This is a genomic window from Vibrio sp. ZOR0018, from assembly GCF_963865925.1.
Taxonomy (GTDB): domain Bacteria; phylum Pseudomonadota; class Gammaproteobacteria; order Enterobacterales; family Vibrionaceae; genus Vibrio; species Vibrio anguillarum.
The window spans coordinates 30,718-43,287 of the sequence record NZ_CAWMCN010000112.1; the positions used below are offsets into that span (position 1 = coordinate 30,718).

At 47.0% G+C, this 12,570-nt stretch carries 9 protein-coding genes; 6 read left to right on the top strand and 3 right to left on the bottom strand.

What is annotated here, in order from left to right:
* Positions 1 to 60 precede the first annotated feature (60 nt).
* Complete coding sequence (locus AACR75_RS10355) at positions 61 to 2,319, top strand: patatin-like phospholipase family protein (protein ID WP_170901167.1); 2,259 nt, start codon at positions 61 to 63, stop codon at positions 2,317 to 2,319.
* Positions 2,320 to 2,565: 246 nt separating this feature from the next.
* Positions 2,566 to 5,163 carry a bifunctional aconitate hydratase 2/2-methylisocitrate dehydratase gene (gene acnB / locus AACR75_RS10360; RefSeq protein WP_047690059.1) on the top strand — a complete coding sequence of 866 codons (2,598 nt, stop codon included), beginning with the start codon at positions 2,566 to 2,568 and terminating at the stop codon, positions 5,161 to 5,163.
* A 212-nt stretch (positions 5,164 to 5,375) separates the two neighbouring features.
* Here acnB and AACR75_RS10365 read toward each other — a convergent pair whose 3' ends face one another.
* From AACR75_RS10365 to AACR75_RS10375, 3 genes are all read right to left on the bottom strand, one after another.
* A complete protein-coding gene (locus AACR75_RS10365; RefSeq protein WP_047690063.1) occupies positions 5,376 to 6,515 on the bottom strand; it encodes a glycerate kinase in 1,140 nt (379 codons plus the stop codon).
* A gap of 19 nt (positions 6,516 to 6,534) precedes the next feature.
* Complete coding sequence (locus AACR75_RS10370) at positions 6,535 to 7,800, bottom strand: GntP family permease (RefSeq protein ID WP_017049763.1); 1,266 nt, start codon at positions 7,798 to 7,800, stop codon at positions 6,535 to 6,537.
* 133 nt (positions 7,801 to 7,933) lie between these two features.
* Complete coding sequence (locus AACR75_RS10375) at positions 7,934 to 9,079, bottom strand: sugar diacid recognition domain-containing protein (RefSeq protein WP_013857654.1); 1,146 nt, start codon at positions 9,077 to 9,079, stop codon at positions 7,934 to 7,936.
* A gap of 81 nt (positions 9,080 to 9,160) precedes the next feature.
* On the opposite strand from AACR75_RS10375, the gene AACR75_RS10380 reads away from it, so the two are divergent.
* The 4 genes from AACR75_RS10380 to AACR75_RS10395 all read left to right on the top strand — a co-directional run bounded on the left by AACR75_RS10380 (position 9,161) and on the right by AACR75_RS10395 (position 12,488).
* Positions 9,161 to 9,547: a YacL family protein gene (locus AACR75_RS10380; protein WP_047690066.1), complete on the top strand. Its 387-nt coding sequence runs from the start codon at positions 9,161 to 9,163 to the stop codon at positions 9,545 to 9,547.
* 191 nt (positions 9,548 to 9,738) lie between these two features.
* Positions 9,739 to 10,077, top strand: coding sequence for a P-II family nitrogen regulator (locus tag AACR75_RS10385; RefSeq protein ID WP_010317537.1), 339 nt, complete (start codon positions 9,739 to 9,741; stop codon positions 10,075 to 10,077).
* Between the two features lie 27 nt (positions 10,078 to 10,104).
* Positions 10,105 to 11,334: an ammonium transporter gene (locus AACR75_RS10390; protein ID WP_029189899.1), complete on the top strand. Its 1,230-nt coding sequence runs from the start codon at positions 10,105 to 10,107 to the stop codon at positions 11,332 to 11,334.
* A 140-nt stretch (positions 11,335 to 11,474) separates the two neighbouring features.
* Entirely contained in the window at positions 11,475 to 12,488 is a 1,014-nt protein-coding gene (locus AACR75_RS10395; RefSeq protein ID WP_047690069.1) for a Fe(3+) ABC transporter substrate-binding protein, read from the top strand.
* The last annotated feature ends 82 nt before the right edge of the window (positions 12,489 to 12,570 follow it).

The window sequence follows — 12,570 nt, forward strand, 5'->3', positions numbered from 1 at the left end:
AAAGGGATTTAAGGAAGAGTCGTGAAACAGTTTTTAAGTAACTTATTGTTCTTGGTATTCATGTTTCCTGCGACTTTCGCGGTGGCTGATGAGCCACAAGCTGAAAAACCTATGCTGGACAGTGCTGCGCGTCCCAAAGTTGCCGTCGTTCTTGCGGGAGGAGGGGCAAAAGGTGCAGCGCACATTGGCGTTCTCAAAGCGCTGGAAGAGATGCGCATCCCCGTTGATTTCATTACTGGTACCAGCATGGGCGCTTATGTGGGCGGCCTCTATGCCAGTGGTATGAGCGCCGATGAAATTGAAAGTTTAATTTACAGCGTGGATTGGAATGAAGGTTATCGTGACCGGGTCAACCGTAGCCAACGTCGTGTTCGGGATAAAGAGTACGAAGACCGCTATCAACTGACCACCGACCTTGGACTGCGTTGGGGAGAGATCCGCGCACCACGCGGTGTGGTGCAAGGGCAGAATATGTTGCGTATTTTGCGAGAAACGTCGGGCAATCTCTCTGAATTTCAGTCCTTTGATCAACTGCCTATTCCTTATCGCGCGGTAGCAACTGATATCATTGCTCTTGAGGAAGTGGTGTTGGATCGTGGCTATTTAGTGGATGCGATGATGGCGAGTATGTCAGTACCCGGAGCACTGCCACCTTACGAAGTTGATGGTCGTTGGTTAGTCGATGGCGGTGTGACCAATAACATGCCTGTTGATGTTGCACGTGCCTTAGGGGCTGATATTGTTATCGCGATAGATATCAGTACCGATTACAAAAACCAAGAAGCTTTCACTACCTTTTTGACGGTAGCCGATCAGCTTTCCAACTATCTCGTACAAAGAAGCACTCAAAAACAAGCACGTTTATTGAATGAGCGAGATGTATTTTTACGCCCTGATGTCGGCAGTATGGAAACCACGGAATTTGATAAAATGCCTACGGCTTATAGGAAAGGGTACGATATCGCAATGGCGAACCAATCGGTATTGGCTTCGTTGTCATTATCGAGTGCTAGTTATCAACGCTATGTGGAAGCAAAACAAGCTCGCCGCAGGGCTTTAATTTATGGCGATGATGTAAAGGTTGATGAAATCGTACTCAACAACCGCAGTCATTACAGCGATCAATTGTTAAAAAACCGTTTACATTTAAAGACAGGACAACCGCTATCAACCGAGCAGATTGAAGCGACGGTCGAAAATCTCTATGCATTGGATCGCTTTGAGTTAGTGACCTATGAATACCGAGAATTTGAAGGAAAGAACCAACTGGTCATCGATGTAAAAGAGAAATCTTGGGGGCCAAATTACCTCAATTTTCGCTTTTTCTTAGAAGATGATTTTCATACGGATAGTCAGTATGCGCTGGGTATCTCTTCCAATTTCACTAACTTAAATTCGTTTGGTTCTGAATTACGTTTCAATCTAGAAATGGGCACCGATAAGATCATCGAAGCGGAGCTTTTTTCTCCTCTGTTCTCAGGGCAAAAAGCGTTTACCTCTGCCTTGGTCACGTTTAGCAATGATAAACGTAATAAGCCAATGCAAGGGTTTGATGACACCAGTCTAGAAGCCAGTAAAGATTATTTGCCGATCGCGTATTTAGAATGGATTGGAGAATTGTCGCTTGGTTATCAAGATAAATTATGGCGAGAGTTTAAGGTAGGGATCCGCTATACCGACGGGGAGGCCGAAGTCTCAAATTGGCCATCCATGGGAAATATGGATTACACCCGTGCTGGTGTGTTTGCTAACTACCGCATTGATACCTTAGATGACTTCAGCTTGCCTACCCGCGGTGTTTATCTTGATCTTGAGTATCTTGCATCGCACGATAAAGTTTCTGGCGTCTCTTCCGATCTTGAATCAAACGATACGGTGTATGAATTTTCCGGTGAATTGATCGCTGCTTATAGCCTTGGCAGGCATACTTTGGTCGGTAATCTTGATTACGGTGTGGTACAAAGTAAAAATTCTAGTGAGCCGATAAACCCTAAATCGATTGGTGGTTTCTTAAATTTATCAGGTATTCCTCGTAACAGCTTGATTGGACAGAATAAAGCGTTCACCAGTTTGGTGTATCGTTATCGCTGGTTTGATAATGACTTTGGCCTGTTCAGTTCCCCATTTTATGTCGGTGCATCAATAGAATACGGCGGTGTATGGTCTGATCCGGATCTAAGCTTTGATACCGCCCCATTATACGGTGCGGGATCGGTGTTTGCCGGGGTTGATTCTCCGATTGGACCGATTATGTTTGCTTATGGTCGAACCGAAGATAATTTTGATTCGATATACTTGAGTATTGGCACTACCTTTTAGCGAGAATTAAGCTGAAAAGTGGGAGGTAAGTGACTCAAAAATCATAGAACTTTAGTCTTAAGTTGCTATGTTGGTCAAAATGATAAGATTTTAATTTAAAGTTAAATTTGCTATTCTTCGTCCCACAGTTTGGCCTCTCTGCCGCTGATTACATAAAAATATCTGGCAATGGAGAGCCAAGTTTCCAAGGATGTTTGCCCATCATGTCAATAATAATGGGGTAAACCGCAATGAGAGGAAAAAGTCGTGCTTGAAGCCTACCGTAAACACGTCGCAGAGCGTGCTGCCGAAGGAGTTGTTCCTAGACCCCTAAATGCTGAACAAGTCGCAGGACTTGTTGAACTGTTGAAAAATCCCCCTCAAGGTGAAGAAGCGTTCATGCTTGATCTCCTTGAAAATCGAATTCCTCCCGGTGTGGATGAGGCCGCTTATGTTAAAGCGGGCTTTTTAACCGCCATCACTAAAGGTGAGGTCTCTTCACCGTTAGTGAGCCGCGCAAAAGCTGCGCAACTACTCGGAACTATGCAAGGCGGTTATAACATCGAGCCGCTAGTCTCATTGCTTGATGATGCTGAGCTGGCACCTATTGCGGCTGATGCACTATCGCGTACTCTACTGATGTTTGATGCGTTCTATGACGTAGAAGAGAAAGCAAAAGCGGGTAATGCACATGCACAAAAAGTGCTGCAATCATGGGCAGACGCGGAATGGTTCCTTTCAAAACCGGCGCTTCAAGAGAAGATCACGCTAACCGTATTTAAAGTTACTGGCGAAACCAACACTGATGATTTGTCACCAGCGCCAGATGCATGGTCACGCCCAGATATTCCAGTGCATGCACTGGCTATGTTGAAAAATGAACGTGAAGGCATTCAACCCGATAAAGCAGGCAGCATTGGCCCTATCACTCAAATCGAAGCTCTAAAAGAGAAAGGCCATCAGCTAGTCTATGTGGGTGATGTGGTCGGTACAGGCTCGTCTCGTAAATCCGCGACTAACTCTGTTTTGTGGTTTATGGGTGACGACATCCCATTTGTGCCCAATAAACGCGCGGGTGGTTACGTGCTCGGCGGTAAAATTGCACCTATCTTCTTCAACACCATGGAAGATGCCGGCGCGTTACCGATTGAAGTTGACGTTACCAAACTCAACATGGGTGATGTGATTGATGTTTACCCATTTGAAGGCAAAGTGTGTAACCACGACACTGGCGAAGTGCTTGCCACGTTCAAGCTTAAAACCGACGTATTGATTGATGAAGTGCGCGCTGGCGGCCGTATTCCACTGATCGTTGGTCGTGGTTTAACGGATAAAGCACGCGAAGCACTAGGCTTAGAAGCGTCAACGGTATTTCGTCGCCCAGTTGCAGTGGCTGATACAGGCAAAGGTTATACACTGGCTCAGAAAATGGTCGGTAAAGCATGCGGCGTGACGGGTGTTCGTCCGGGGACTTACTGCGAACCTAAAATGACCACGGTTGGATCGCAAGATACCACTGGCCCGATGACACGTGATGAATTGAAAGATTTGGCGTGTCTCGGTTTCTCTGCTGACTTAGTCATGCAATCTTTCTGTCATACCTCGGCTTATCCAAAGCCTGTCGATGTGAATACCCACCATACCTTGCCTGATTTCATCATGAACCGTGGCGGTGTTTCACTGCGTCCGGGTGATGGCGTTATTCACTCATGGCTAAACCGTATGTTGTTACCTGATACCGTCGGTACTGGTGGTGACTCGCATACACGCTTCCCGCTTGGCATTTCATTCCCAGCCGGTTCTGGCTTGGTTGCTTTTGCGGCCGCAACGGGTGTGATGCCACTGGATATGCCAGAATCTGTCTTGGTGCGTTTCAAAGGTGAAATGCAGCCGGGCATCACGCTGCGCGATCTAGTGCACGCGATTCCTTATTACGGGATTAAGCAAGGCCTGCTTACAGTGGCGAAAGCGGGGAAAATTAACGAATTCTCTGGCCGTGTGCTAGAAATCGAAGGGGTTGAGCACTTAACGGTTGAGCAAGCGTTTGAACTTTCTGATGCCTCGGCAGAACGCAGTGCGGCGGGTTGTACGGTTAAATTGTCACAAGCCTCAATTGAAGAGTACCTCAACTCTAACATCACTATGTTGAAGTGGATGATCGCCGAAGGTTATGGTGACCGCCGTACTATCGAGCGTCGTATTACGGCGATGGAAGCGTGGCTAGCCAATCCTGAGTTGATGCAAGCGGATAGTGATGCAGAATACGCACATGTGATTGAGATTGATCTTGCTGAGATTAAAGAGCCTATTTTATGTGCGCCAAATGACCCAGACGATGCGCGCTTACTTTCTGATGTACGAGGTACGCCTATTGATGAAGTCTTCATCGGTTCTTGTATGACCAACATTGGTCACTTCCGTGCGGCAGGTAAATTGCTTGAGAAGTTCAATGGTCAGTTAGACACACGTTTGTGGGTTGCGCCACCGACTAAGATGGACAAAGATCAGCTTATCGAAGAGGGCTATTACGGCATCTTTGGCCGCGCTGGGGTACGCATTGAAACTCCAGGATGTTCGTTATGCATGGGTAACCAAGCGCGTGTTGCCGATAAAGCGACCGTCATGTCGACTTCGACTCGTAACTTCCCGAACCGTTTAGGGACTGGCGCGAATGTTTACCTTGCTTCGGCAGAGCTGTCGGCCGTGGGCGCCATTTTAGGCCGCATTCCGACACTGGAAGAGTACCTAGAGTACGCGAAGCAGATCAACGCAACTGCAGCTGACACCTATCGTTACCTCAACTTCCATCGTATGGCGCAATACACTAAAAAAGCGGACAGTGTGATTGTCCAGCAAGCGGTGTAAGAGCTATCCAAGCTAACCTCCTAATAAAAAAGCCACCGATTCGGTGGCTTTTTACCATTCTAGCTTCTCACTCAATGCTGAAATAACATTAGATTAAGTTCGATTGGTGGCTGCAATGCTCCGCCAACAATGACTTGACCCATAATTCATAACGTTGTTCTGTCAATGGAGTTAAAATGAGTGTGAACGTCATATGGTATTCAGCGAAATAGTTATTGCCTGTGAGACAAGCTAAAAACACACGCGACATTACGCGCGGTCATTTCTACATTTTGCGCCGCTTCGGCAAGGGCTGTAGGCAAGTCGACCGAGCGTGGAACGACACTGAATACCGCATCAATGCCATGTGGGTGAACAACGGCGCAGTCTGCTGACAAGCAGCCTGCAATGCCGATCACTGGCACGGAAAAAAGTTTGGCAGTGCGCGCAACACCGATTGGCGTTTTACCGTGAATGGTTTGGCTATCAATGCGTCCTTCCCCAGTGATGACTAAATCGGCATCCTTTACCACATCGCTAAGGTTCACGGCATCCATCACAATTTCAATGCCCGGACGAAGGCTCGCTCCTAGTAGACCAACCAGCGCCGCACCTAAACCGCCTGCCGCGCCAGCACCCGGCATCTCTTTAACATCACGACCTAATTGCGTTTTGATGATGTTTGCATAATGCGCAAGGTTGGCATCAAGTTGCGCGACCATCTCGGGTGTTGCTCCTTTTTGTGGGCCAAAGACGTGCGAAGCGCCTTGTACGCCGCACAGTGGATTATCGACATCGCAGGCGACCTCCAGTTTGATGCGGGCTAAACGTGGGTCCAGTAGTGTGAGATCAATCGAGGCCAGTTTTGACAATTCACCGCCACCAAAGCCTAATGGATTGCCATCTGAATCAAGCAGTTGAATGCCGAGGGCTTGCGCCATGCCGAGGCCACCATCGTTGGTTGCACTGCCACCAATGCCGATGATGATGTGTTCAACACCTTGATCAAGCACGGTTTTAATCAGCTCACCAGTACCGTAGCTGGTGGTGTTCATTGGGTTGCGTTGCTCTGGCGGCACCAGGTGTAAGCCCGATGCGGCCGCCATCTCAATGATCGCTGTTTTACCATCACCCATTAAGCCATAAAAAGCCTCGACTTGCTCACCTAGCGGCGCCGTCACCGTTGTGGTAACAATCGATCCATTAGTGGCATCAACCAGTGATTGGACCGTCCCTTCGCCGCCATCGGCCATCGGTAACTTAATGTAGTGCGCATCGGGTAACACTTGTTTGAATCCATTCTCTATCGCGGTGGCGACTTCCATTGCCGTTAGGCTCTCTTTATAAGAATCTGGAGCAATAACAATTTTCATTTTTAACACCTTAACTGCGTTAAACAAACAGACCAAATACGCCAAAAATCATCACAGAAATGAAGGCAATCACTAAACCTACTGCCGATTCATAAGGAATTAAGGTGAGACGCTCACGAATGTCCATATGTACCGCTCCGCCTGTGGCGTGGAAGAAACTACCGTGTGGCATATGATCAAGTACGGTCGCACCTGAATGGATCATGGCAGCCCCTGCCAGCGCGGGTACGCCTAGCTCGAGTATAGTGGAGCTAAAGACGCTGGAGGCAACGGCTGTACCTGCGGTGGTTGAAGCGGTTGCCAGTGACATCATTGCACCTGAGATCGGTGCAAGCAGGTAAGAAGGTAACCCAGAAGCGGTCAGTACTTCGATTAAACCGCCTTTAAGACCTGAATTGGCGATGATGCCGGCTAAAGTACCAGTACCAAGCAGCATAACCGCAACCGGAGCCATGCGTGTTAAACCTGAAACCGCGAAGTGGTTAGTGTCTGCAAATCGTCCCATCACGACCGCACCGACTAACCCGCCTAATGGGAGTGCAATTAAAGGATCCACATTGATGCCAGCGATAGGGCGTAGTGCGAGTAACACAATCGCCACTAATGGTGCGATGATCGCTGAGCTAAAGCGGGGTAGCCTAGAATGATCCACCGCAACGACTTCACTGACGGAGACTTTACTTCCTTTATTGACTAAACGTTTGGCAATCAAGTAAGCCACAATAAGCCCGCAGATCCCAGGAATAATACCCGCTGCCATTACAGAAGTAAGTGGCACGTTAAACGCGTCGGCTGCGGCAATCGCATTAGGGTTAGGTGACATTACGTTACCCGCTTTACCGCCGCCAATCATCGCTAGCAGAATGGCCGCCTTGGAGAGATCGGCACGGCGAGCGATCGCCAGAGCGATAGGAGATACGGTGATTACTGCCACGTCGACAAACACGCCGACCGCAGTCAAAATTAAGGTTGCTAAGGCCAAGGCAAATAAAGCGCGAGTTTCTCCAACCTTTTTCACTATGGTTTCTGCAATGGAAGTGGCAGCGCCTGATTCAATCAATACACCAGCTAAAATACCTGCTGCAAGAATGCGTAGCACCGCGGTCACAATGCCTTGTGCGCCACCAATCATCAGAGCAACGGTGTCGGTCAGCGATACACCGCCGATCACGCCACCGACCAACGCGCCGATGATCATGCCATAGGCGGGTGGTACTTTTTTTAGAATGAGCGTGATAGCCACGACTAATGCGGCCAGAGCTCCGAGAGTTGAAACTTCAATCATCTTCTATATCCATATTTTTTATCAGTGATTGGCTGCAATATAGGGAGCAAAAATAAAAGAGTCTTCAGTCTATTGCACAGATTACTGGCTTTGACGCGACTGATTAATTGTGCAAATGCACAATTTTATGTTTTTATTTGAAGCAAGATAAAGCCAAATAAAGGTGAGTAATGTCATTTAACTGATTGAATTTTAAAGCGGTTACTTGCTCAATTTTTTCAAGCCTATAGCGCAAGGTATTACGGTGAATATGCAGTGTTTGGCAAGTTTGATGAACATCGCAGTTTTGCTCAAAATAATGGCGGAGGGTTTTAATTAATATTCCCTTAGTGTCATACCGTTCCAGCAGGGTATAGGGTTGGCGTAACTGCTCGCGGCTCCATGGCTCATGCTGTACGCTATTGAGCAGTACAGGTAACTTATCATCTTGATAAAAGAAGACGTCTCCCTGTTTATGGTGGGAGGCTTGCATCGTCAACTTGGCGGTTTGATAAGATTGAGCCAGCCCTGAGAGCGTTGGAAAATAATCACCTAGTGCAATTTTGATGGTGAATTTGCCCTCTTTTTTCACTCGCTTCAACAGTTGATTGACTCGTTTAGTTTCGGCCTCTTGTGACCAACCTTTTTCGGTGAGTGAGATGGGTTTTAAAACCACCACTTCGTTGTGAGAAACTGAAATGATCCCCACCAAATTGTCCCGTTCAGGGTATTCCAGCAGATGCACCAACTGCTGTAAGTGTTCTAGCGATAAGGCGGTATCGTTATCTGGGATCAATTTGACCACGGCAGCGATACGCGGCTGGGAAAGATCGAGCCCTAATCGCTCGGCGATTGAATTGAGCTGTGTTTCGTTGAGAGTGGCACCTTGAATTAGTTGTAATAGCAGCTCTTCACGGTGGCGCTTATTCCACTGTACTTGTGCCATCAGTGCGGCTTGTTCAACGATAAGCTCCGCCGTCATTTTGACCAGTTCGCCATAACGATGAACCTCCGTTGGGTTACCGGAAATTCCAACCACGCCGATCACCCGTTGTTGGTAAATGATGGGGAAATTGATGCCGGGTTTAACGCCTTTTAGGTAACTGGCGGTGGCATGATCAATTTCAACCACTCGATTTTCATTGATGGCTAAAATCGCCCCTTCGTGTTTCTGGTGCAAACGAGTGGGATCACCTGAGCCAATAATGCGTCCCTTTTCATCCATTACGTTGACTGAATAAGTGATGATCTTCATCGCTCTTTCTACAATCTGGCGTGCGGTGGTTTCTGTGATCTGCATAATCTCAAGTGGTTTCGTTAGCCATAATCACCGATAATAGCAAAGTTATCCGTATCCCCAAGCACCAATATCGAGAACCCGATGGACTACGAATTTAAAAAAAACACCCTAGATGGGAGCTATTACTGCTCTTTTTCGATGGGGCACGAAATTATTGGCCGTTGGCTACAAGAGGAGATCAGCAACGATCTTCCCAAAATAGATCAAGTTATTGCGCTAATTGCAGCATCGAAACGTGCGTTTAATCAAGAGCAGACGCTTGAGGGGCAGGAGATCAGCGTGATGATTCTTGCCGATGAGGTCACGGTTCAGGCCAATGTTTTGACGCATGGTGAAGCGCTTGATAGTGACAGTGAGTTTGATTTTTACGATTGTGAAAGCACCGCAAGCTGCGGCATTGATGATTTTGCTTTGATGATCAAGCAGTGGTGCGAATTTGTACGTTACTCACCTGCGGACTTCACTTAGCGCTGCACAAAACTGGTGAAGATTAAACACTTCGCTTTATTTGTGGGAAAGGGTTGCACCTCATTTGTGCAACCCTTTTCTTCTTGGCATAAGAAATGGTTGCAAATCTTTTAAAATCATTAAGTTAAAAAGTTGGCACGCAGCTTGGATTGTATTGATCGTAAACGGACTACTGCTTGTGAGAGGATGCAATGAAACTGATCAACGCGATAATTAAACCATTTAAGTTAGACGATGTGCGTGAAGCTTTGGCCGATGTCGGCATCGAAGGGATGACGGTTTCCGAAGTGAAAGGCTTTGGTCGCCAAAAAGGGCACACCGAGCTCTACCGAGGCGCGGAATATCAAGTCGATTTTCTGCCTAAAGTGAAATTAGAAATAGCGACACAAGCTGAAAATGTCGATCGCGTGATAGAGGCGATTATCAAAGCGGCGCACACCGGAAAAATTGGTGACGGAAAAATTTTTGTGTATGACCTCAGCCAAGCTGTGCGTATTCGTACTGGCGAAATGGACAGTGAAGCACTGTAAAGATTCAAAGGATTGGAGATAACCATTATGGAATTAGCAGCAACGGTAACAGAGCTACGTTACGCACTCGATACGTTTTTTTTCTTAATTTCGGGTGCGTTGGTGATGTGGATGGCAGCTGGCTTTGCCATGCTAGAGGCAGGTTTAGTTCGTTCTAAAAACACCACTGAAATTTTAACCAAAAACTTTTGTTTGTACGCGATTGCCTGTACCACGTATTTAGTGGTTGGTTACAACATTATGTATGTTGATAACGCAGAAGCAGGCTGGCTGCCTTCATTCGGCTCCTTGATGGGTAGCCAAGCAGAAGGCGCGGATCACTCCCTTGAATCAGACTTTTTCTTCCAAGTGGTGTTTGTTGCAACCGCGATGTCGGTGGTTTCTGGCGCTGTCGCTGAGCGAATGAAATTGTGGTCGTTCCTTATTTTTTCCGTCATTTTGACCGCATTCATTTACCCAATGGAAGGCTATTGGACTTGGGGCGGTGGCTTTCTTTCTGCTGCTGGTTTCAGTGATTTTGCAGGCTCAGGTATTGTTCACTTAGCGGGTGCATCGGCGGCGCTAGCTGGGGTCATCTTGTTGGGAGCACGTAAAGGTAAATACGGTAAAAATGGTGAAATTTACCCTATTCCGGGCTCCAACATGCCACTTGCGACTTTGGGTACATTTATCCTGTGGTTTGGCTGGTTTGGTTTTAACGGTGGTTCACAACTGATGCTGTCTGATTTTGAAAACGCGACAGCGGTGGGTCAGATTTTCCTCAACACCAATGCCGCTGCAGCAGCGGGTTCTATCGCGGCTCTATTAGTGTGTAAAACCACTTGGGGTAAAGCGGATCTAACCATGGTGCTTAACGGTGCGTTGGCCGGGTTAGTGGCCATTACCGCTGATCCTCTCTCTCCATCACCACTGTATGCGGTAGCGATTGGTGCTGTAGCGGGTGTGTTGGTTGTGTTTAGCATTATTGCCCTTGATAAAGTGAAAATTGACGATCCTGTGGGCGCAATTTCAGTACATGGCGTATGTGGTTTGTTCGGTTTAATGGTTGTGCCAATCAGCAATACTGATGCGACTTTTGGCGCTCAACTACTTGGAGCCGCAGTGATTTTCGCTTGGGTATTTGGTGCAAGCCTTGTGGTTTGGGGCATCCTGAAGGCAACGATAGGCATTCGAGTTTCGGAAGAAGAAGAATTAGAAGGGATGGATATGCACGACTGTGGGGTGGGGGCCTACCCAGAATTCGTGACAATAAAGTAATATTTCCTTACAGATAACCTACCTAAAAACCTGCCGATTAAGGCAGGTTTTTTTATAGATTGAATTGTTTTTCAATCTATCATCAATATAATAACGAAACTGATAAACATTATCATTACCAATTTTAAAGGGAACTAGAAATGAAGAAACTGCTTACTCTGTCTGCGATGGTATGTAGTGTGATGGCTCCGAGCGCGATGGCGGCAGAGGAGGTCAACGTTTACTCATACCGCCAACCATTTTTGATTGAGCCGATGTTTAAAGAGTTCACTCAACAAACGGGCATTAAAGTGAATGTGAAGTTTGCGAAAGAAGGGATTGCTGAGAAATTGGTACAAGAGGGTGAGTACAGCCCTGCTGACGTGATTTTAACCTCAGAATTTAGCCGTCTTTTTGAGTTATCTGAAAAAGGTTTAGTCCAAGCGGTGGATAACAAAACCATTGAAACTAACATTCCTGCCCAATATCGCGATAGCGCAGATGAGTGGTTTGCACTAACAATACGCACCCGTAGCGTCTACTCATCACGCGATCGCGTAGGCAAGCTGGGTGATGACTTCAACTACGCTGACCTCGCGAAGCCTGAATTTAAAGGCAAAATCTGTACTCGTAGTGGTAAGCACCCTTACAACGTGGCGCTGGTTGCATCCATGATTGCAGAGCAAGGCGAAGCGAGCACTAAACTTTGGCTTGAAGGTGTCAAAGCCAATTTAGCACGTAAGCCTCAAGGTAATGATCGTGACCAAGTTAAAGCGATTAAAGAAGGTTTGTGTGATGTCTCATTGGGTAATAGCTATTATTTAGGGAAAATGTTAGCTGATGAGAAGCAAAAATCATGGGCTGAAGCCGTCTACATCAACTTCCCCGGCCAGAATGCGCAAGGCACGCACGTTAACGTGAGTGGTATGGCGATGGCGAAGTACGCGCCTAACAAAGAAAACGCAGTTAAGCTGATGGAGTTTTTGACCAGCGATAAAGCACAGCACATGTACGCTGACGTCAACTTTGAATACCCAGTAAAAGCAGGTGTTGAGCGTTCTGCACTAGTCGCTTCATGGGGTGATTTTAAAGCGGATCCACTGCCGCTCGAAAAAATTGCCGACAATCATGCCGCGGCAATTAAGCTGCTTGATGAAGTGAAATTTGACCTTTAATCGGTTCTAGGGGTATAACAGTGCCCCTATTCTATTGAAGGGGCATGAGATGTATTTGCAAACGCATTTATGTGTCAGTAAG

Bases quoted from the DNA above. Each gene is read 5' to 3' on its own strand.
- AACR75_RS10370 (WP_017049763.1), bottom strand. From the start codon at position 7,800: ATGATTGAAGTTTCAACTCTCGGAGCTCTGGCCGCATTAGTCGTGGCT.
- AACR75_RS10375 (WP_013857654.1), bottom strand. From the start codon at position 9,079: ATGCAGATCACAGAAACCACCGCACGCCAGATTGTAGAAAGAGCGATG.
- AACR75_RS10365 (WP_047690063.1), bottom strand. From the start codon at position 6,515: ATGAAAATTGTTATTGCTCCAGATTCTTATAAAGAGAGCCTAACGGCA.
- AACR75_RS10380 (WP_047690066.1), top strand. From the start codon at position 9,161: ATGGACTACGAATTTAAAAAAAACACCCTAGATGGGAGCTATTACTGC.
- AACR75_RS10395 (WP_047690069.1), top strand. From the start codon at position 11,475: ATGAAGAAACTGCTTACTCTGTCTGCGATGGTATGTAGTGTGATGGCT.
- AACR75_RS10390 (WP_029189899.1), top strand. From the start codon at position 10,105: ATGGAATTAGCAGCAACGGTAACAGAGCTACGTTACGCACTCGATACG.
- AACR75_RS10385 (WP_010317537.1), top strand. From the start codon at position 9,739: ATGAAACTGATCAACGCGATAATTAAACCATTTAAGTTAGACGATGTG.
- AACR75_RS10355 (WP_170901167.1), top strand. From the start codon at position 61: ATGTTTCCTGCGACTTTCGCGGTGGCTGATGAGCCACAAGCTGAAAAA.